Here is a 19899-nt window from a genome sequence, read left to right as displayed (position 1 = left end):
CGGCGTGCTTATGCAATCATGGCGGCGCCTTGCCGGCGGAAGGGATGTCCAGCCAGCCGGCATCGATCTCGGGCAGCGGAATGGCTGCGATGAGATCGCGCGTGTAGGCCTTTCCAGGGTTGTCGAACAAAGCGTCGGTGGCGCTGGCTTCGACGATCACGCCTTCGCGCATGACGATCACTTGCCGGCACAGCCGCCGGATGACGGACAAATCGTGGCTTATGAAGGCGACGGTCAGGCCCATCTCCGCCGCCAGCTTTTCCAGAAGGGTGAGGATCTGCGCCTGTGTCGACACGTCGAGGCCGGAGACGATCTCGTCGGCCAGCACGAATTTCGGCGACAGCGCCAGGGCGCGCGCAATGCCGACCCGCTGGCGCTGGCCACCTGACAGTTCATGGCGATAGCGGCCGGCGAAGCTCTGCGGCAGCCCGACACGCTGCAGCGCCTCGGCGACACGTTCCTTGAGCCTGTCGCCGAGCCCGTTCTGCTTGAGCGGCGCGGCGATGATGCTGGCGATGGTGCGGCGCGGATTGAGCGACGACATCGGATCCTGGAAGATCATCTGCAGGTCGCGGCGCAACGGCCGCAACTCCGCTTCCGGCAGATGCGTGATATCGCGGCCATCGAAGCTGATCGAGCCGGCACTGGGTTCCAAGAGCCGCACCAAAGCGCGGCCAAGCGTCGACTTGCCGGAACCGGATTCGCCGACAATGCCGGTCACCGACCCCCTGGGCAGGTCGAAATCCAGGCCTTTCAGGATCTCGGCCAAGGGCGCGCGGCCGATCAGCGGCTTGCGTGTCATGTCCGGCAGCGCGACCTTCAGCCCGCGCACGGAAAACAGCGGCTCAGCCATGGCTTGGCCTCCACGCCTGGTCCGCCACCGCGATCTCCGCCGCAAGCCCGGCCAGCACCGCTTCGTCCACCGGTTTCAGCGAGGCGAACGGATCGGTGTAGCGCGGCGTCGCCGCCATCAGCGCGCGCGTGTAGGGATGCTGCGGCGCCGCGAAGAGAGCGGCCGTCTCAGCCTCCTCCACCACCTTGCCGGCATAGAGAACCGAGACCTTCTGACTGATCTTGGCGACGACGCCGAGATCGTGGGTGACGAACAGGATCGCGGTGCCGTGCTCGCGCTGCAACGCAGCGATCAGCCGCAGGATCTGCTTCTGCACGGTGACGTCGAGCGCCGTGGTCGGTTCGTCGGCGACGATCAGCCGGGGTTCGGCGGCGAAGGCGGCGGCGATCAGCACGCGCTGACGCATGCCGCCGGAGAGCTCGTGCGGATAGCTTTTCAATACGCGGTCGGGGTCACGGATCTGCACCTCGTCAAGCAAGTGCCGGATGCGGGTGTCGGCCTGGTCGCCGCTCCAGCCGAGAATGCGCACCAGCCGATCGGTCATTTGCGGGCCGATGCGGCGCGACGGGTTGAGCGCGGTCAGCGGGTCCTGCGGGATCAGCGCGGTGCGGGCGCCGATCAGCGTGCGCCGTGCCTTCGGTGGCATCTTGCCGAGGTCTTCGCCCTCGAGCAGCATGTCGCCTTCGACGATACGCACGCTGGACGGCAGCACGCCGAGCACCGCCTTGCCGATCATCGTCTTGCCGGCGCCGCTCTCGCCTACCAGGGCGCGGACCTCGCCGGGCTGCACGGAGAGGGAGACCGAGCGCAGCACGCGGGCGCCGTTCGGCAGCACGGCGCTGAGATTGGCGATGTCGAGACAGCCGCTCATCGCAGCACCGGGTCGAAACGCGCCTTCAGCGCTTCGCCGAACTGGCTGAACGACAGCACGGTGAGGATCAGCGTGATCAGCGGAAACACCAGCACCCACCAGGCCTGGTGGATCGACAGCCGGCCCTCGGCGATGAGGCCGCCCCAGGTTGGGTCGTCGGTCGAGATCGACAGGTTGACGAAGGACAGGATCGCCTCGACGATGACGGCGATGCCCATCTCCAGCGACAGCAGCGCCACGATCGACGGCACCACATTGGGCAGCACTTCGCGCAGCATGATGCCGATGCGGCCATAGCCGGCGATGCGGGCATTCTCGACATAGTCCATGCGCGACTGGCCCATCGCCTCGGCGCGGATCACCCGGCAAAAGCGCGTCCAGTCGATGATCGCGATGGCGAGGATGACGGAGCTGATGCCGGTGCCCAGCACGGCCACCAAAAGGATGGCGAACAGCACCGGCGGAAACGCCATCCAGACATCGACGATGCGCGAGATGATGCGGTCGGCCCAGCCGCCAAAATAGCCCGCGATCAGCCCGAGCGTCGAGCCGACCAGGCAGGCGGCGATGGCCGCGGCAAAGGCGACGATGAAGGCGATGCGGCCGCCGAAGATCAGCCGGGACAACAGATCGCGGCCGAGGCTGTCGGTGCCCAGCCAATAGCCCGGCTCGGCGCCATCGAGCCAGAAGGGCGGCAGCCGCTCCAGCATCAGATCCTGCGCCAGCGGATCCTGTGGCGCGACCAGCGGCGCGAAGATCGCCGCCAGCAGCGCCAGCAGCAGCCAGCCGCCGGCGAGCCACAGCTTGGGGCTCAGTCCGCGTCTTGTCGCTCTATCCATGGCGCAGCCTCGGATTGAGCAGCGCATACATCATGTCGACTGTGAGGTTGATCAGCACGAACAGCAGCGCGAAGACCAGCACGATGCCCTGGATCAGCGGCAGGTCGCGGTTGATGACGGCATCGATCGCCATGTTGCCGAGGCCTTCATAGGAAAACAGCCGCTCGACGATGACGGTGCCGCCGATGAGGAATGTGAACTGCACGCCGACCAGGGTCAGTGTCGGTAGTGCGGCGTTCTTCAGCGCTTCGCGCAGGATCACCTGCGTCTCGGAAAATCCTTTCACCCGGGCCAGCACGACATAGTCGAGGTCGAGCACTTCCTTCAGCGACTGCTTCAGCAACTGCGCGATGATCGCCGCCAGCGGCAACGCCAGCGCCACCGCCGGCATCAGCATGTGTTTCAACAGGTCCCAGGTCAGGTCGAAGCGCAGCCGAAGCAGGCTCTCGAAGAGATAGAACTGGGTGACGAAGGGCAGGTCGAGCTGTGGCGAGACCCGGCCGGAAATATCGAAGATCGGCACCAGCACGCCGAACAGCAGGATCAGCACCAGCCCCCACAGGAAATCGGGAATGGAAAGCGCGGCGCCGCTGGCGATGTCGATGCCGGCTTCCACCGCCGTGCCACGTTCGCGCGCGCCGAGCACGGCCGTGGTGCCTCCAAGCACCACGGCCATGACCAGTGCGACGATGGCCAGCTCCAGCGTCGCCGGCAGCCGGTTGAAGACGAGGCCGAGCACGTCTTGCCGCAGCGAGATCGAGGTGCCGAAATCGCCGCGCACCACTCCGGACAGCCAGATGAAGAATTGTTGGATGATGGTCTTGTCGAGGCCGTAGAGCGCGCGCAGCCGGGCGATGTCGTCATCCGTCGCGCCGGGCGGCAGCATCATCGCGATCGGATCGCCTGGCGCGACGCGGATCACGACGAAGACGACGATCGCCACGCCGAACAGCGTGATCAGCATCGTCAGCAGACGGATCAGGAATCGTTGCAGGAGCATGTAAATCTTTGCAGGAGCCCGCGGGCTCGTATGCCTGATAGAAAAATGCGCGCCGTCGCTATGGACGGCGCGCGGCAAGCCCAGGCCGATGTCAGGCCGGGGTCATCAGGGCGGGCAGCAGCGCGCCGGAGATATGCTGCACGACGTTGACGCCCTTGGCATGCACGATCGGCTGGGCGAACTGCAGCAGCGGCAGCACATAGGCCTGCTCGGCGATGTATTTGTCGACCGCCTTCCAGCCGGCGATGCGCTTGGCCTCGTCCTTTTCCCCCCAGAGCGGACCGATCTTGGCGTCGAGGTCGTCGGTCTTCCAGGACGAGTGCGGCGACGGCCCGAACATGGCGAAGCCGGTCGAGGTGGTCGGATCGCCGATGGCGTTGCCCCAGTTGTAGAAGGCCGCCGGCGCCAGCTTGTGCGCGGCGCGCAGTTCATAGTGCTTGGCAATCTCGTAGACCTCGATCGTCGCCTCGATGCCCACCTTGCGCCACATGCCGACGATCGCCTGCACCATCTCGTAGTCCTTGGGCTTGAAGCCCTTGGTCGTCTGGATGGTGACTTTGGCGGGCTTCTCTGGCGAGTAGCCGGAGGCGGCGAGCAACTCCTTGGCCTTTTCGGGATTGTGCTCGACCTTGATCGATGGATCGAAGGCCGCGTATTCCGGTGTCTCCAGTGTCGCGATCGGCTGGCCATAGCCACGCAGCAGCCGCTTGACCAGAAGCTCCTTGTCCACCGCCATCACGGCCGCCTGGCGGACATTCTTGTCCAGCATGGCGTCCTTGTTGTTGAAGAAGATCATGCCGATGTCGGAGACGTTCTTGCACGAGCCCGCCAGCCCGTCCTTGGCGATCAGCCGGTCATATTCCTCGTACGGGATTTCAAGCGTCACCTGCGAGGAGCCGGACTCGATCTCGGCCACGCGGCTCGCCGCGTCGGTGACGAACTTGATCGTCACATTCTCGAAGGCCGGCTTGCCGCCCCAATAGTTCGGATTGGCCTTGAGCCGCAGGAAGGCGTTGCGTTCGAATTTTTCGACCATGTACGGGCCGGTGCCGATCGGCGCCTTCTCGAAACCTTCGGCGCCGACCTTCTCGTAATAGGCCTTCGGCAGGATGTAGCCGGTCAGGAACGACATCCATTTGAAATAGACCGGGTCGAACTGCACCACGTCGCCGGTGATCTTGTTGCCGTCGATCTTGAAGTTGTTGACGTTCTTCCAGACGAACTGGATCGGGTTGCCGGTTTTTTCGTCGCCTGCCCGCTGCAGCGACCAGACCACGTCCTCGGGCGTGAACGGCGAGCCGTCATGCCAGGTCACGCCTTCGCGTACCGTCATCGTCACCTTGGTGCGGTCGTCGTTCCAGCCCCATTCGGTAAGCAGGCCCGGCGCGAAGGACAGGTCCGGCTTCTGTGGAATGAACTGGTCGAAGACTGATTGATAAAGGCCCTGGATCGTCGGGTTGACGGCCGAGGGACCGGTGGTCGGATCCCAGGAGGGCAGGTTGACATTGTAGGCGATGGTCAGTTCGCCGGCGGCCGCCTTGGCGATCCGCGGCAGGCCAACGGCGGCCACACCAAGTGCGGCGGCACTGTATCCAAGCAGTTCGCGTCTATTGATTGTCATGGTCGTTCCCCTTGTTGGTTATTGTCGTTGCGCGGCAGTGTCTGGTCATTGGTTCAGGCTTCGCGGGCAGCAGCGCCTTGCCTCTCGTCACCCCGATGAAATCGTCGGCCTACCTCCCGCCAAGCTGTTGCGCGAGCATGAAGCCCGAGGCCGCGCCGGTGCCGGCGCCCGGCCATGTCGCGGCGCCCGTTAGATGCAGATTGTTGACCGGCGTGTTCCAGCCGGCATAGCCGCGCGCCGGGCGGAACAAAAAGTTCTGCGCCAGATGGTGGCTGCCGCAGACCTGGTCGCCGCCGACGAGGTTCGGGTTCTCGCGTTCGAGGTCGATGGGCGAGAACACCGCCCGGCCGAGAATTTTGCCCCGCAGGCCGGGCGCATAGGTCTCGATGATGTCGAGCACGCGCTCGGCGTAGGCCTCCTTGACCTGATCCCAATGCGCGGGCGCGATGCTGGCCGATGCATCGCCCAGGATGTCGGCTGGCAGCATGCGCACCTGCACCCACAGCACATGCTTGCCCTGCGGCGCGCGCGACGGGTCGATCGCCGAGGGCTGGCCGACGACCAGCACCGGCTCGTCCGGCAGCTTGCCCGCCATGGCCTGCTGATAGGTGCGCGACATCGCGTCGAGCGAGGGCGACAGATGCACATAGGCGAACTTCCGAAGCTCGGCCCCCGCGCTCCAGTCCGGCAGATCGTCGAGCGCCAGGTGGATCATCATCGTACCGGGCGCGTGGCGGAATTTCTGCATCGCGGTGTCAAAACCGGCGTCGCCGGAACCGTTGGGCAGCAGCTTGCCGGTCAGCGCCCGGGGCGCGACGCCTGCGATGACCGCCCTGGTGGCGGTATGCGTCTCGCCCGAAGCGAGCCGAACCCCCGTCGCCTTGCCGCCGGATACGGTGATCTCGGCCACATCGGCGCCAGTGATGATCTGGCCGCCGGCGGACGTCACCATGCCGGCCAGAGCCCGGATGATGGTGTCTGCCCCGCCCTTGCCCAGCACCATGCCGAAACTCTGGTTGGCCATCGATTCCAGGTAGGGGAACACCGCACCGCCGGCGATATCGGGCGCGAAATCGAGATGCATGCCCCAGGTGGCGAGCGTTGCCCGCACATGTGGGGACTCGAAAGTCTCCTCCAGCCACGCGCGTGGCGACGACAGCAGCAGCCGACCGGTGTCGAGCGCACCGGTGACACCCTTCTTGCGCCACAGGTTCCACGCCGTGCCGGCAAGCGCGCGGGCGCCCATCGGCGAGCCGAGCAGCCGGAACAGATGCTCGGCCTCCGCCGGGAAGGCGGCGACCAGCTTGCGCCATGTCGCGGCGTCGGCAGCGGAGAAAGCAGCCATGCGCGCCGCGGTCTTTTCCAGATCGTTGCTGACGCCGAACCAGCGTCCATCCGGAAAGGCGCTGGCAAAACAGTCGGCGACGGGCGCGAATTCCAGCCCCTGCGCTTTCAATTCATTTGCATATTTCCGATGGAAGGCCGAGCCGGCAAACAGGCTCAGATTCATCGCGCCGAAATCGTGGCGGAACCCAGGAAGGGTGAATTCGCGGGTCTGGACAGCGCCACCGATTGTTGCACTGCGCTCAAAAATCCCGGTTTTCCAGCCTTTGAGCGCCAGATGCGCAGCGCATGCCAGACTGTTGTGGCCCGCCCCGACAAAGATGGCGTCGAACTCGCTCACGCCCCGTTCCCATTTCCTTTATGCTTAAAGATAATTGCAGATGCATATGTTTTCGTCTAGTAGGATATTAAGGGCCGAGACGAGCCTTGATCATCATCGAAAAGAGGGAACAGAGACCATGGACACCCAAAAACTCCTCGGCGAGGTCGCCGGCCAGCTTCTTTCCGGCGCCATCAGGGTGGTCGACCTGTCGGCACCGCTCGGTCCCGATACACCGCTGATCAAGCTGCCGCCGGAACTCGCGGTCGACACGCCGAAGGTCGAGATCCACAACATCTCCCGCTACGACAAGAACGGTCCCTGGTGGGCATGGAACTGGCTGAAGCTTGGCGAGCATTCGGGCACGCATTTCGATGCGCCCCAGCACTGGATCAGCGGCAAGGATTACCCGGACGGCGCCACCGACACCATTCCGGCGCAGAACTTCGTCGGCCCGGTCAATGTCATCGACTGCTCGAAGGAAGCCGCCGCCGATCCCGATTTCCTGCTCACCGTCGATCACATCAAGGCATGGGAAGCCAAGCATGGCGCCATCAACGCCGGCGAGTGGGTGGTGATGCGCACTGACTGGTACAAGCGAAACGGCTCGGAAGCCGAGTTCCTCAACGCCAACGAGACCGGTCCGCATACGCCCGGCCCGACGGCTGAAGCCATCCAGTTCCTGATCAGCAAGGACATCAAGGGCTGGGGCTCGGAGACCATTGGCACCGACGCCGGCAAGGCCGGCGGCATGGAGCCGCCATTCCCGGCGCACACGCTGATGCACAAGGCCAACCGCTACGGCCTCGCCAGCCTTTGCAATCTCGATCAGTTGCCGCCGAAGGGCGCGATCCTGATTGCGGCGCCGCTCAAGATCGAGCACGGCACCGGCAGCCCGATCCGCGCACTGGCGCTGGTATCGGGCAAATAGAGCGAGGTGGGTCTTCGGGAGAAGATCATGCGCGCAGCCCCGACGGTCGAGAGAAACTGTCAATGAAGGCGCCCGACCACATCATCGTCGGCAGCGGCATCAACGCGCTGGTTTGCGCGGCGATGCTTGGCGGCAAGGGCGCCGATGTGCTCGTTCTCGAGCGCAACGACCGCATCGGCGGCTGTATGCGCACCGAGGAGATCACCGCGCCCGGCTTCGTCCACGATGTGATGGCGACGACCTTCGTGCTGTTCATCACCTCGCCGGCCTTCGCGGCGCTGGGCGCCGACCTCGCCCGGCATGGGCTGGAGTTCTGCCACACGGCAACGCCGACCGGCGTGCTTCGGCCGGACGGCAGCCATGCGGTACTCGGCACCGACCGCTCCGCCAATGTTGCCGCACTTAACGCGATCGCGGCGGGTGACGGCGACCGGCACGCGGACGATGTCGGCGGCATCGAGCGCAATGCCGGCCTGCTGTTCGGCCTGCTCGGCGGGGCGCTCTGGTCTTATCCGACGGCGAAGCTGTTGGCCGGCGATGCCTGGCGGCGTGGTTCGCGCGGCCTTGCCGCCTTTCTCGGCGACGCCCTGGTGCCGGCGCGTGGCTGGCTGGAAAGTACTTACCAGTCCGAAACCATCCGGGCACTCTGGGCGCCCTGGGTATTGCATGCCGGGCTGGGACCCGAGGATGCGTTCTCCGGCCAGATCGCCAAGGTGATTGCCTTCGCGCTCGAGGCGGCCGGCGCGCCGATCGTCAAAGGCGGGGCGAGGAAATTGCTATCGGCTTTCGAGGCATTGATCACCGAGCGCGGCGGCGTCATCTCGACGGGAGCGGACGTTGCTTCCATCATCCTGGATGGAGGCCGCGCCACCGGCGTGCGGCTGGCCTCGGGCGAAACGGTCCATGCGAAGAAGAGCGTGATCTGCTCGGTCACGCCGACGCAGCTCTACGGTCGGCTGCTCGGCACGGATGCTGCCCAGGCCGATGTCGATGCGACGCGGAAATATCGCTACGGCAAGGGCAACTTCCAGATCCACTACGCCCTCGACAAGCCGCCGGCATGGCGCGGCGAGGGGCTGGACAAGGTGGCGTTGTTGCACCTGACGCCTGGACTGGATGGCGTCTCCAAGGCCTGCAACGAGGCGGCGCGCGGCATGCTGCCGGAGGTGCCCACCATCTGTGTCGGCCAGCCGCATGCGCTTGATCCCTCGCGCTGTCCGGCGGGCAAGGCGATCCTGTGGCTGCAACTGCCCGAGGCGCCCCGGCACATCAAGGGCGACGCCGCCGGCAAGCTGCAGGCCCCGGCTGACGGGCAATGGACCGACGCATTGCGCGAGGCCTACGCCGACCGCGCCGAAGCGATCCTCGCCGGCCACATCGACGGCTTCAAGGACAGCGTCCTGGCCCGCCGCGCCTATTCGCCAGCCGATCTTGAGGCGATGAACATCAATCTGGTCGGCGGCGATCCCTATGGCGGCTCCTCGACCATCGACCAGTCCTTCCTGTGGCGGCCGTTCAAGACCAGCCGCAACCACCAGACCGGTATCAAGAACCTCTACCATATCGGCGCCTCGACCCATCCCGGTGCCGGCCTCGGCGGCGGTTCCGGCTTTCTCCTGGCGGGGAGGCTCTGATGGAACAGAAGGTTGCGGAAAAGCGCCAGCGCATCTCGACCTTGGGGCAGATCGGCCTGCAGCAATTCGCGCCCTATCTGATGAACCGCATCATGGGCCGCTACAACGCCACCTTGCGCGACGATTTCCGCAAGCAGGGCCTGACCATTCCGCAGGTGCGCACGCTGGCCGTCCTGTCGGTCACGGACGGCGTCACCGTCAACGACCTCTCGGTCTATACGGTCATCGAGCAGTCGACCTTGAGCCGCACGCTCGACACGCTGGAGGGGCAAGGCTTCGTGCGGCGCGAGCAGGGCGTCACCGACAGCCGCATCCGCCATGTGTTCCTGACCGACGAGGGGCGCGCCGAGTTCACGCGCGCCTGGCCGGCCATGCATGATGCGTTCGAGGCAATGTTCGACGATGTCGACGATGCCGAATACGCGGCACTCATCGCGACGCTGCAGAAGATGCTGAAGAACATTCGCAAGCACGACATCTAGACCTACGCGCCGCCAGTGCCAGCCGATAACGGGCTGGGCGGTAACGGAAGGATTGAAGAAATGGCCGAACGGTCTTTTGCCAAGGAAGTCGAGAAACTCAGGCTCGGCGCAGGCGAGGAATTCGCCGGCGAAGGCATCCTCGCCATCACCAAGGCGCTGCTGCAATGCGGCGTCGGTTATGTCGGCGGCTACCAGGGCGCGCCGATCAGCCATCTGATGGACGTGCTGGCCGACGCGCAGGACATTCTGGGCGAACTCGGCGTGCATTTCGAGGCCAGCGCCTCGGAAGCGACCGCCACCGCCATGCTGGCCGCCTCGGTGCATTATCCGATCCGCGGCGCGGCGACCTTCAAGTCGACCGTCGGCACCAATGTCGCCTCCGACGCGCTCGCCAACCTCGCGTCCGGCGGCGTCACCGGCGGCGCGCTGATCATCGTCGGCGAGGACTATGGCGAGGGCTCCTCGATCATGCAGGAGCGCAGCCATGCCTTCGCCATGAAGAGCCAGGTCTGGCTGCTCGACCCGCGCCCGAACCTGCCGTCGATCGTAAAGGCGGTGGAGGACGGCTTCGAGCTGTCCGAGGTTTCCAACACGCCGGTCATGTTGCAGGTGCGCATACGCTGCTGCCACGTCCACGGCCATTTCATCGCCAAGGACAACAAGCGCCCGCCGATGACGGTGGCCGACGCGCTGGAGGCCCCTCGTCGCGACACCGGCCGCATCGTGCTGCCTCCCGCCTCCTTCCTGCATGAGAAGGAGAAGGTGGCGAAGCGCTGGCCGGCGGCGGTGGATTTCATCGCCAGGAACAAGATCAACGAATTCTTCGGGTCGGACCATGGCTCGGTCGGCATCGTCATGCAGGGCGGCATGTACAATTCGGTCATCCGCGCCTTGCAGCGTCTCGGTCTCGCCGACACCTATGGCGACACCGATGTGCCGCTCTATGTGCTCAACGCCGTCTATCCCTTGATCGACGACGAGTTCCTGTCGTTCTGCGAGGGCAAGCAGGCGGTGCTGGTCGTCGAGGAAGGCCAGCCCAACTACATCGAACAGGCCTTTGCCGCGATGCTGCACAAGGCCGGGCGGGGCACGAGGCTGGTCGGCAAGGAATATCTGCCGATGGCCGGCGAATACACCGGCCAGGTCATGCTCGACGGCATTGGCACGTTCCTGCGCGCCGAGGCGCCGCATCTGCTCCCAGGTGAAGTGCGCGCGCCCAACAAGATCGGCGAGGGCGTCGACACCGCGGACCTGATCAACGTCGTGCCGGGCCGCCCGCCGGGCTTCTGCATCGGCTGCCCGGAGCGGCCGATCTTCGCCGCGACCAAACTGGTCGAGCAGGAACTCGGCAAGCATCACATCGCCTCCGACATCGGCTGCCATCTGTTCTCGATCATGCCGCCTTTCGAACTCGGCGCCACCACAATGGGCTATGGTCTCGGCCCGGCCTCGGCCTCGGCGTTCAATTCGCCTGATGCCAAGCGCCGCTCGATCTCCTTCGTCGGCGATGGCGGCTTCTGGCACAACGGCCTGACCTCCTCGATCGGCAATGCCGTGTTCAACAAGAATGACGGCGTCATTGTCATCGTCGACAATTTCTATTCGGCCGCCACCGGTGGGCAGGACATCCTGTCGTCGCGCGCGGGCAACAAGACAAAGTCGACAAAACATCCGATCAGCGAAGCGGTGAAGGGCATGGGCGTCAAATGGCTGCGCCATGTCGACCGCACCTACGATGTCGGCAAGATGCAAGCCACGCTGCGCGAGGCGCTGACGACGGAGGAGAAAGGGCCGAAGGTCATCGTCGCCTCGTCCGAATGCATGCTCAACCGCCAGCGCCGCGAAAAACCGTTGGTCGACAAGGCGATCAAGGGCGGGACAAGGGTCGTCAAACCGAAGTTCGGCGTCGACGAGGACATCTGCACCGGCGACCATGCCTGTATGCGGCTGTCCGGCTGCCCGTCGCTGTCGGTCAAGTCGCTCGACGATCCGCTGCGTGACGATCCGGTGGCGTCCATCGACCAGAACTGCGTCGGCTGCGGTAATTGCGGCGAGGTCGCCGATGCGGCGGTGCTGTGCCCGTCCTTCTATCGTGCCGACGTCGTGCACAATCCGAGCCGTTGGGACCGCTTCCTGGAAAGCGCGCGCCGCGCCGTGATCAGCCTGTTGCAGCGCCGCCGCGAAAGCCGGCGCCTGACCTTCGCCGATGCTTGACGCTGTCCCGCCATTCCGCGCCAAGGCCGGCGCCCAGGACGACGAGCGCGTCATCAAGCTCGCCGTGCTGGCGGTCGGCGGCCAAGGTGGCGGCGTGCTGGCCGACTGGATCACCGACGTCGCCGAGCGCAATGGTTACGTCGCGCAATCGACCTCGGTCGCCGGCGTCGCCCAGCGCACCGGCGCGACGATCTACTATGTCGAGATGGCCCGCGATACCGGCCGGCTGCCGGTCTTCGCGCTGTCGCCTTCGCAAGGCGATGTCGACATCCTGATCGCCGCCGAATTGATGGAGGCCGGCCGCGCCATCATCCGTGGTTTCGTTACGCCGGAACGCACCACGCTGATCGCCTCCTCGCACCGCATTGCCGCCGTGTCGGAAAAGATCGAGCCGGGCGACGGCCGGGCCTCGTCCTCCAAGGTGCATGCGACGGCGGAGGCCGCATCGAAGCGCTTCATCGCCTTCGACATGGAAAAGATCGCCGCCGACAACGGTTCGATGATCTCGGCCAGCCTGCTTGGCGCGCTGGCGGGATCGGACGCGTTGCCGTTCATGCGCGAAAGCTATGAGCAGGCGATTGGCGCCGGGGGCCGTGGCGTCAAGGCCAGCCTCGCCGCCTTTGGCGCCGCGTTTGACCGCGCGCGGGGCACGGCCGCGCCGGCGCCAAGGCCAGTTGAACCTGCTATCGCGGAATCCGCCCAGGGTGCCGGACAGGTGAGTGGCCCGCAAAACCTGCTGCAGGGCTGGCAGGTGCTCGCCGCTCGCATCGACCTGATGCCCGTCGCCGTGCGCGAAATGGCGCTGCGGGGCCTGAGGAAGGTCGTCGATTATCAGGACATCGCCTATGGTGGCGAGTATCTCGACCGGCTGGACAAGGCCGCCGCGCAGGACAGCGCCGACCATGCCCATGCGCTGTCCATCGCAGCCGCCAAGCATCTCGCCAACGCGCTGTGCTACGACGACATGATCCGCGTTGCCGACCTGAAGACGCGTTCGACCCGTGATCGGCGTGTGCGCAAGGAGGTCGGCGTCAAGGAAGGCTCGGTCCTGCAGGTGACCGAATATTTCCATCCGCGCATCGAGGAATTCTGCGGCACGCTGCCGGCGGGGCTCGGCAGCTACATCGAGAACCGGCCGAAACTCGCCGCCTTCCTCGACCGGCGCATCAACCATGGTCGCCGCATCCGCACCGACAGTTTCGCCGGCTTTGCGGCCCTCTGGTTCATCGGCGGCCTGCGCCGCTGGCGCCGCCGCCTGCTGCGCCACAAGGTCGAGATGAGCCATCTCGATCGCTGGTATGCGCTGGCGCTCGCCCATGTGTCCCAGGACTATGCGCTCGCCGTCGAAATCCTCAACTGTCGCCGGCTGATCAAGGGCTACAGCGACACCCATGTGCGCGCCCAATCGAAATTCGACCGCGTGCTGTCGGCGCTTCCCATGCTCAAGGGTCGAACCGATGCCGCCGACTGGATTCGCCGCCTGCGCGAGGCGGCGCTGAAGGACGAGAAGGGCGACATGCTCGACGGCGCGCTGAAGACCGTGGCGACGCTCGGACCAGGTCCGGCAACCGGGACGCCCTGACCCCTTATAAACGGCGTTGGCCGCCGCCGCTGTTTCCAGCTGCGGTGAACGTTGTTCATTTTTTGCTTGAACGCTGTTCAAAAAATGATAAGCTCCGATTGTGAACGATGTTCATTTCCGACGGCCGAAAGCCATGGATGGGCATCAAGCGCAGTAAGGAAGTTTAATCAGCTCACTGATATCACTGAGATTGAAACAGCGCCTGCAACCCCGCAGGGCCTTCCGGCACGCCGTCGTAGGGTTCCGCCAAATGGAAATCGCCATGAACACGCATCTGATGTTGTCCCGGCGCTTTGCGCCCCTGTTCTGGACGCAGTTCCTGTCCGCCTTCAATGACAATTTCCTCAAGAACACGCTGGTGTTCCTGATTCTTTTCACGCTGGCCGCCGATCAGGCGGCTTCGCTGGTCACTTTGGCGGGGGCCGTCTTCATGGCGCCCTTCCTGTTGTTGTCCGCGCTTGGCGGCGAGATCGCCGACCGCTTTGACAAGGCCCTCATCGCCCGGCGGCTGAAATTCGCCGAGATTGCCGCCGCGGCTGTCTCCGTCGCCGGCATCGCGCTGTCGTCGATCCCGGTGCTGATGACGGCCCTGCTGATGTTCGGCATCATCTCGGCGCTGTTCGGACCGATCAAATACGGCATCCTGCCCGATCACCTCGAGCGCAAGGAACTGCCCAAGGCCAACGCCTGGATCGAGTCGGCCACTTTTGCCGCCATCCTCGGCGGCACCATTGCCGGCGGCGTCGTCTCGGCCGATGGCATCGGCGTCGCGGTCTTCGGGCCGATCATGATGGCCTTGGCGGTCGGCTGCTGGTTCGTCAGCCGCTACATCCCGTCCACGGGTTCCGCAGCGCCCGACCTTGTCATCGACAAGAACATCTTCCGCTCGACCTGGCGCCAGGTCAGCGAGTTGCGCACTGACAAGCGCATCTGGCGCGCCGGCCTGATGACTTCATGGTTCTGGCTGATCGGCGCCATCGTACTGTCGATCCTGCCGACCTTGACCAAGGATTCGCTCGGCGGCAACGAGATCGCCGTCACCGTCTATCTCGCGGTCTTTGCCGTCTCGATCGCCATCGGCTCGGCCATTGCCGCCTGGATGTCGCAGGGACGCATCGTGCTGCTGCCCGCGCCGGTCGGCACCGCGCTGCTGGCGCTGTTCGGCCTGCATCTGGCCTGGACCATCTGGAGCATGCAGCCCTCGCCGAGGGCCGAAACCCTTGCCCTGTTCTTCGCCGGGCCAAACACGATCCGTGTCGCGATCGACCTCGCCGGCATGGCTATCGCCAGCGCCTTTCTCGTCGTGCCGACCTTTGCCGCGGTGCAGGCCTGGTCGCCCGAAGCGCGCCGCGCCCGCGTCGTCGCCGCCGTCAGCATCGTCAATGCCGGCTTCATGACGGTCGGCGGCATTGTTGTCGCGGTGATCCAGACGAAAGTCTCCACTGGCGGCATCCTGTTCGGCTTGGCCGCAGCCAATGCCATTGCAGCCTGGCTGATGCTGAAATTCCTGCCGACCAACGCGTTCCGCGACTTCGTTTCCATCCTGTTCCGCGCCTTCCTGCGCCTTGAGGTCGAGGGCATGGAGAACCTCAAGGCGGCTGGCAAGGCGCCGATCCTGGCGCTCAACCATGTCAGCTTCCTCGACGGTCCGCTCGCCTTGACGCTGACCGATGAGGAACCGGTCTTCGCCATCGACTACACCATTGCCCAGGCCTGGTGGATGAAGCCGTTCATGAAGCTCGCCCGTGCTTTGCCGCTCAATCCGGCCAAGCCGATGTCGACCCGCACGCTGATCAAGATCGTGCAGGGCGGCGATCCGCTGGTCATCTTTCCCGAAGGCCGCATTACCGTCACCGGCGGGCTGATGAAGGTCTATGACGGAGCCGCCATGGTGGCGGACAAGACCGGCTCGATGGTTGTGCCGATCCGCATCGACGGCCTGGAGAAAAGCCCCTTCTCCCGGCTGACGTCGCAGCATGTGCGCCGCCGCCTGTTCCCGAAGGTCAAGGTGACCATTCTGGAGCCGGTCAAGCTGGAAGTGCCGCCCGAGCTGAAAGGCCGCCAGCGCCGCGCCGCGGCGGGTTCGGCCCTCTATCAGGTCATGTCCGATCTCGTCTTCCGCACCCAGGACATCGACAGGACGGTCCTGGAAAAGATCATCCTGACCGCGAACGAACGTGGCATGAAACGGCTCGCCGTGCAGGATCCGGTCACCGGCTCGTTAAGCTATGGCAAGCTGCTGACGGCGGCCGCAGTGCTTGGCGAGAAATTCAAGAACCTCCATGCCGATCAGCGGACGCTCGGCGTCATGCTGCCCAACGCCAACGGCTCATGCGCGACGCTGCTTGGTGTGATGTCGGCGGGCAAGGTGCCGGCGATGATCAACTTCACCGCAGGCGCCGCCAACATACTGTCCGCCTGCAAGGCCGCCGAGGTGCGCACGGTGCTCACCTCCCGCGCGTTTGTCGAGCAGGCAAAGCTCGGCGCGGTGGTCGAGGAAATCGGTCGCTCGGTCGACATCGTCTGGCTCGACGATTTGCGCAAGACGATCGGTCTCAAGGACAAGCTGCTCGGCCTGCTGCGCAAGTCGACGCCGCGCGCGCCGCGCAAGCCCAACGACCCGGCGGTAATCCTGTTCACTTCGGGTTCGGAAGGCACGCCGAAGGGCGTTGTACTGACCCACCGCAACATCCTGGCCAACGCCGCGCAGGCGGCCTCGCGCATCGACTTCCACTCGGGCGACAAGGTGTTCAACGTGCTGCCGATCTTTCATTCCTTCGGCATGACGGCCGGTACGGTGCTGCCGCTGATTTCGGGTGTGCCGGTCTATTTCTACCCGTCGCCGCTGCACTACCGCATCGTGCCGGAACTGATCTACGCATCCAACGCGACGATCATCTTCGGCACCGATACATTCCTCAGCGGTTATGCGCGGACCGCGCACCCGTACGACTTCCGCTCGATACGCTATTGCTTTGCCGGCGCGGAACCGGTCAAGGCGTCCACACGCATGACCTATATGGAGAAGTTCGGCGTGCGTATCCTGGAGGGCTATGGCGTCACCGAGACCGCGCCGGTGATCTCCATCAACACGCCGATGTACAACCGCTCCGGCAGTGTCGGCAAGATCATGCCCGGCATGGAGTATCGTCTCGATCCGGTGCCCGGTGTCGACGATGGCGGCCGGCTGCATGTCCGTGGTCCCAACGTGATGGCGGGTTATCTGCGCGCCGAGAAGCCGGGCGTGCTCGAACCGCTGCCGGATGGCTGGCATGACACCGGTGACGTCGTCTCGGTCGACGACGGAGGGTTCATCACCATTCGCGGCCGCGCCAAGCGTTTCGCCAAGATCGGTGGCGAGATGATTTCGCTCGCCGCCGTCGAAGTGCTGGCGGGTGAATTATGGAAGGGCTCGTTGTCGGCCGTGGCGGCTGTGGCGGATGCGCGCAAGGGCGAAAAGCTCATTCTCATCACCGAAGCACTCGGTGCCACACGTACAGAGTTCCTGGCGTTCGCCAAGGCGAACGGTGCCATGGACCTCATGGTGCCCGCTGAAGTGCGCGTCGTCCAGAAAGTCCCGGTGCTTGGCTCCGGCAAGCTCGATTTTGCTGGCGTGACCAAACTGGTGCGCGGGGAGGATGTGCCGGTCGCCAAGGTCGAGGCTGCGTGATCAAAGGCCAACAGCGCCCCCATGCCCCGTGCCCGGCCGAAATTCGGCCGGGAACTGTCGGCGCTCGATTCCGCTCAAGGCGCCGACGCCGCCATCAGCCGGATCCGCCGCCAGCGCGAGGCGGCGCCGGGCGCCTATTCGCTTGCTTCCCGACCAGAAACCTTTTCGACAAGGATCCGGAAAAAGACGTGCGGCAAGCTGTCTGATACGGGAGGCGTGACAGGCTTGAGCGCGCCAGGCTCCCACCAGTCCGCGTGCTTGCTCAACACAGACCATGCATGGTCCCGTTGAACCTTGTGGCCGATCCGATCCGTCAGTTCCTCATAGCGGCCGTCGACAATCACGCTTCTCCATCCGCGCCTATTTGTGTGTTCTTCCACCTGGGCGCACACCAGGGGATTGGCCCGCATCCAGTCGATCTTCTTACCCGGCAGGGAGAATGCATAGAGGTGACTGTCGGCATAGGCGTAGTTGAAGCACACGACGTAGGGTTGTGCGTCCTTGGCGCATGCCAGATGGCCCGTGCGGTTGGCCGCCAGCAATTTCGTGCATTCCAAGGTAGAGAGCGTGCGGATCATCATCGGTATGATCTCCTGGTCTTAACCCGGCCTTCAGCCCGAGCACTTCTGTTAATTGGCCTCCATCAACCCAAGCGCGGGACCGCTCATTGATCTGGATCAATCTGCCGTGCGGCAAAGGTCGAGGTCTGTCCTGTCAGTACGAAGCCGCGCCGCCGCCGATCGAAACTTCGGCGGGCGCAGCCGGTATGAATCGCGAGGCATTGTGTGCCGAGCCCGGAACGCTGTGCTGATCTGACGAAGATGTGATCCATCCCGTTTCGACGGGTTTGGGCCGTGCGCCGCGTTTCACGGTGGTTAGGGACGAAACCACGGAGACAACGCATGTTCACAAAATACTTGCTGCCCTTTGCACTGGTGGCCGGCACTTTGATGCTGTCCGGCGCCGGCTCGCAAGCCATGCCGATGGCCAGGCCAAGTGCCCCTTTGCCGATCGAGACCGTCGGCTGGCGCTGCGGTCCCGGCTGGCACATGAACCGTTGGGGCAATTGCGTGCCGAACCGCCGCATGATGATCCGGCCGGCGCGCCATTGGCATCCTGGCTTCTGGGCCCACCACCGTTGGCACCCCGGCTATTGGGGCTGGTGATCCCTCGAGCGATCAGACGGGCGATCGGAACACCCGCTCCGGAAACGGCGCGGGTGTTTTTCGTTCGGGCCATCAGGCGACGAGATCCCGCATCGGCTTCACTTGCGTGGACTCCGGAAACACCTTGTCACCGAGCACGGCCGCGGAAAGGCCGAACTGGTCGGCGAGCAACCCCTTCAGCACTGCCCTGACATCGCTGGTCGGGGCCAGATCACGCTGTTGGTAAAGCTGAGCCGGCTTTAAGCCCGGCCAGTCGGCGATGACCCGGCCGCCCTTGATCGCGCCGCCGGCGAGCAGCACCACCGTGCCGGTGCCGTGATCGGTGCCGACCGTGCCGTTGATCTGTGCCGTGCGCCCGAACTCGGTGATGGCGACGATCGCCGTGTCCTTCCAGCGTTCGCCAAGACCCTTCTCGAACTCCTCGAAGGCGCCGTCGAGGCCGCCGAGCAGCGTGGCGAGCCGGCCTGTCGCGCCACCTTCGTTGACATGTGTGTCCCAGCCGTCAAAGGCCAGTGCGGCAGCACGCGGACCGTCATCGGCGGCGATCAGCTTGGCGGCGCCTTGCGCGGCCTGCCGCATCCCGGCGGCGCTGTCGAGGCCGCCTTTCGGCTTCATCGCCCCGCCCTTCGATTTCATCGCATTGCCGCCCATCTGGTCGTCCAGCGCCATGCGGTCGGCATCTAGTCCTTTTTGCAGCGCCACCGCCAGAACCGGATCGCGATGCTGGTAGAGATCGAGAACCCGCGCCGCGAGGTCGCCGGCCGGCTCCGGCAGGGATTGCGGCGCCCAGCCGAGCACGGGAGCAGCACCGCGGATCACCAGCGGCGTCGAGGGGCCGACGGCGAGACCACCAAGCGCGGCCACGCGATCGCCCGCCGGCAGGTTTTCCAGCGCCCGGTTGAGCCATCCGGTGGCGACATGGCCGGGTCCGGCAAAACCGCTTTCCAGCACATCCTGCCCGTCGAAGTGCGAGCGTTCGCGATAGCCCGTCGCGGCCGCATGCACCACCGCCGCCTGGCTTGCCTTGAACAGCCGCGCGAACACCGGCATCGCCGGATTGACGGCGAAGAAGCCATCGAGAGGCAGGGCCGCGTGCGGGCCGGTGAGCGACAAAGCGATGTCGCCATGCAGGCCGGCATAGTCGGGATCGCCGACCGGGCCGACCGCCGACAGGCCGTCGAGTGCGCCGCGCAGGACGATGACGATCAGCCGTGGGTCGCGATTGTCGGCGGCGCGGGCGAAGCGGGGCAGATAGGCCCAGGCAAACAGCGCGCCGCCGGTCATCAGCACGGCACGGCGGGAGGGATGAGGGGTTTCACACAGCAGGCTCATGACTTCATCTCCATGGGAGTTGTCGGCGCCGGACCTATCGC

15 protein-coding genes are annotated in these 19899 nt (G+C 65.1%); 7 read left to right on the top strand and 8 right to left on the bottom strand.

The genetic code is table 11. The features are described from left to right. Nucleotides 1-16: 16 nt before the first annotated feature. The 6 genes from EB815_RS00500 to EB815_RS00475 all read right to left on the bottom strand — a co-directional run bounded on the left by EB815_RS00500 (nucleotide 17) and on the right by EB815_RS00475 (nucleotide 6868). Nucleotides 17-853 (bottom strand): ATP-binding cassette domain-containing protein, encoded by an 837-nt coding sequence (locus EB815_RS00500; RefSeq protein ID WP_056569760.1) that lies wholly within the window; start codon nucleotides 851-853, stop codon nucleotides 17-19. Then, nucleotides 846-1724: an ABC transporter ATP-binding protein gene (locus EB815_RS00495; RefSeq protein ID WP_056569762.1), complete on the bottom strand. Its 879-nt coding sequence runs from the start codon at nucleotides 1722-1724 to the stop codon at nucleotides 846-848. Before EB815_RS00495 ends, EB815_RS00500 begins: the two co-directional genes overlap by 8 nt. Then, nucleotides 1721-2590: an ABC transporter permease gene (locus tag EB815_RS00490; RefSeq protein WP_162258910.1), complete on the bottom strand. Its 870-nt coding sequence runs from the start codon at nucleotides 2588-2590 to the stop codon at nucleotides 1721-1723. Before EB815_RS00490 ends, EB815_RS00495 begins: the two co-directional genes overlap by 4 nt. Further along, nucleotides 2556-3563 carry an ABC transporter permease gene (locus EB815_RS00485; protein ID WP_056569766.1) on the bottom strand — a complete coding sequence of 336 codons (1008 nt, stop codon included), beginning with the start codon at nucleotides 3561-3563 and terminating at the stop codon, nucleotides 2556-2558. The genes EB815_RS00490 and EB815_RS00485 overlap by 35 nt, the downstream gene beginning before the upstream one ends. Nucleotides 3564-3654: 91 nt before the next feature. After that, nucleotides 3655-5184, bottom strand: coding sequence for an ABC transporter substrate-binding protein (locus tag EB815_RS00480; RefSeq protein ID WP_056569768.1), 1530 nt, complete (start codon nucleotides 5182-5184; stop codon nucleotides 3655-3657). Between the two features lie 109 nt (nucleotides 5185-5293). Then, the gene (locus EB815_RS00475; protein WP_056569770.1) at nucleotides 5294-6868 is read right to left on the bottom strand and encodes a phytoene desaturase family protein; all 1575 of its coding nucleotides are present in this window, start codon (nucleotides 6866-6868) and stop codon (nucleotides 5294-5296) included. 118 nt (nucleotides 6869-6986) lie between these two features. Between EB815_RS00475 and EB815_RS00470 the strand changes: the two genes are divergently transcribed. The 6 genes from EB815_RS00470 (at nucleotide 6987) to EB815_RS00445 (ending at nucleotide 17360) form a co-directional block, all read left to right on the top strand. After that, on the top strand, nucleotides 6987-7778 hold the full coding sequence (locus EB815_RS00470) for a cyclase family protein (RefSeq protein WP_056569772.1): 792 nt from the start codon (nucleotides 6987-6989) through the stop codon (nucleotides 7776-7778). A 62-nt stretch (nucleotides 7779-7840) separates the two neighbouring features. After that, nucleotides 7841-9412 carry a phytoene desaturase family protein gene (locus EB815_RS00465; RefSeq protein ID WP_056569775.1) on the top strand — a complete coding sequence of 524 codons (1572 nt, stop codon included), beginning with the start codon at nucleotides 7841-7843 and terminating at the stop codon, nucleotides 9410-9412. Next, entirely contained in the window at nucleotides 9412-9894 is a 483-nt protein-coding gene (locus EB815_RS00460; protein ID WP_056569777.1) for a MarR family winged helix-turn-helix transcriptional regulator, read from the top strand. The genes EB815_RS00465 and EB815_RS00460 overlap by 1 nt, the downstream gene beginning before the upstream one ends. 60 nt (nucleotides 9895-9954) lie before the next feature. After that, nucleotides 9955-12108, top strand: coding sequence for an indolepyruvate ferredoxin oxidoreductase subunit alpha (locus EB815_RS00455; RefSeq protein ID WP_065005406.1), 2154 nt, complete (start codon nucleotides 9955-9957; stop codon nucleotides 12106-12108). Continuing rightward, nucleotides 12101-13690, top strand: a complete 1590-nt coding sequence (locus EB815_RS00450) for an indolepyruvate oxidoreductase subunit beta family protein (RefSeq protein ID WP_056569781.1) — start codon at nucleotides 12101-12103, stop codon at nucleotides 13688-13690. Before EB815_RS00455 ends, EB815_RS00450 begins: the two co-directional genes overlap by 8 nt. A 262-nt stretch (nucleotides 13691-13952) precedes the next feature. After that, nucleotides 13953-17360 (top strand): acyl-[ACP]--phospholipid O-acyltransferase, encoded by a 3408-nt coding sequence (locus EB815_RS00445; protein ID WP_056570425.1) that lies wholly within the window; start codon nucleotides 13953-13955, stop codon nucleotides 17358-17360. A gap of 134 nt (nucleotides 17361-17494) precedes the next feature. Here EB815_RS00445 and EB815_RS00440 read toward each other — a convergent pair whose 3' ends face one another. Continuing rightward, the gene (locus EB815_RS00440; RefSeq protein ID WP_056569783.1) at nucleotides 17495-17941 is read right to left on the bottom strand and encodes a pyridoxamine 5'-phosphate oxidase family protein; all 447 of its coding nucleotides are present in this window, start codon (nucleotides 17939-17941) and stop codon (nucleotides 17495-17497) included. 321 nt (nucleotides 17942-18262) lie between these two features. Between EB815_RS00440 and EB815_RS00435 the strand changes: the two genes are divergently transcribed. Then, nucleotides 18263-18526 (top strand): GCG_CRPN prefix-to-repeats domain-containing protein, encoded by a 264-nt coding sequence (locus tag EB815_RS00435; protein WP_056569785.1) that lies wholly within the window; start codon nucleotides 18263-18265, stop codon nucleotides 18524-18526. Between the two features lie 72 nt (nucleotides 18527-18598). On the opposite strand, the gene EB815_RS00430 is transcribed toward EB815_RS00435, so the two are convergent. After that, a complete protein-coding gene (locus tag EB815_RS00430; protein ID WP_056569788.1) occupies nucleotides 18599-19858 on the bottom strand; it encodes a DUF1501 domain-containing protein in 1260 nt (419 codons plus the stop codon). Between the last annotated feature and the right edge of the window lie 41 nt (nucleotides 19859-19899).

Origin of the sequence: Mesorhizobium loti, from assembly GCF_013170705.1 — a bacterium.
Lineage (GTDB): Bacteria > Pseudomonadota > Alphaproteobacteria > Rhizobiales > Rhizobiaceae > Mesorhizobium > Mesorhizobium loti_D.
This window is presented reverse-complemented; position numbering and strand designations above follow the sequence as displayed.

What these genes read in the sequence shown, in the direction of transcription:
- EB815_RS00500 (WP_056569760.1), bottom strand. Translation starts at nt 853, where the DNA reads ATGGCTGAGCCGCTGTTTTCCGTGCGCGGGCTGAAGGTCGCGCTGCCG.
- EB815_RS00495 (WP_056569762.1), bottom strand. Translation starts at nt 1,724, where the DNA reads ATGAGCGGCTGTCTCGACATCGCCAATCTCAGCGCCGTGCTGCCGAAC.
- EB815_RS00490 (WP_162258910.1), bottom strand. Translation starts at nt 2,590, where the DNA reads ATGCGCTGCTCAATCCGAGGCTGCGCCATGGATAGAGCGACAAGACGC.
- EB815_RS00485 (WP_056569766.1), bottom strand. Translation starts at nt 3,563, where the DNA reads ATGCTCCTGCAACGATTCCTGATCCGTCTGCTGACGATGCTGATCACG.
- EB815_RS00480 (WP_056569768.1), bottom strand. Translation starts at nt 5,184, where the DNA reads ATGACAATCAATAGACGCGAACTGCTTGGATACAGTGCCGCCGCACTT.
- EB815_RS00470 (WP_056569772.1), top strand. Translation starts at nt 6,987, where the DNA reads ATGGACACCCAAAAACTCCTCGGCGAGGTCGCCGGCCAGCTTCTTTCC.
- EB815_RS00465 (WP_056569775.1), top strand. Translation starts at nt 7,841, where the DNA reads ATGAAGGCGCCCGACCACATCATCGTCGGCAGCGGCATCAACGCGCTG.
- EB815_RS00460 (WP_056569777.1), top strand. Translation starts at nt 9,412, where the DNA reads ATGGAACAGAAGGTTGCGGAAAAGCGCCAGCGCATCTCGACCTTGGGG.
- EB815_RS00455 (WP_065005406.1), top strand. Translation starts at nt 9,955, where the DNA reads ATGGCCGAACGGTCTTTTGCCAAGGAAGTCGAGAAACTCAGGCTCGGC.
- EB815_RS00450 (WP_056569781.1), top strand. Translation starts at nt 12,101, where the DNA reads ATGCTTGACGCTGTCCCGCCATTCCGCGCCAAGGCCGGCGCCCAGGAC.
- EB815_RS00445 (WP_056570425.1), top strand. Translation starts at nt 13,953, where the DNA reads ATGAACACGCATCTGATGTTGTCCCGGCGCTTTGCGCCCCTGTTCTGG.
- EB815_RS00440 (WP_056569783.1), bottom strand. Translation starts at nt 17,941, where the DNA reads ATGATGATCCGCACGCTCTCTACCTTGGAATGCACGAAATTGCTGGCG.
- EB815_RS00435 (WP_056569785.1), top strand. Translation starts at nt 18,263, where the DNA reads ATGTTCACAAAATACTTGCTGCCCTTTGCACTGGTGGCCGGCACTTTG.
- EB815_RS00430 (WP_056569788.1), bottom strand. Translation starts at nt 19,858, where the DNA reads ATGAGCCTGCTGTGTGAAACCCCTCATCCCTCCCGCCGTGCCGTGCTG.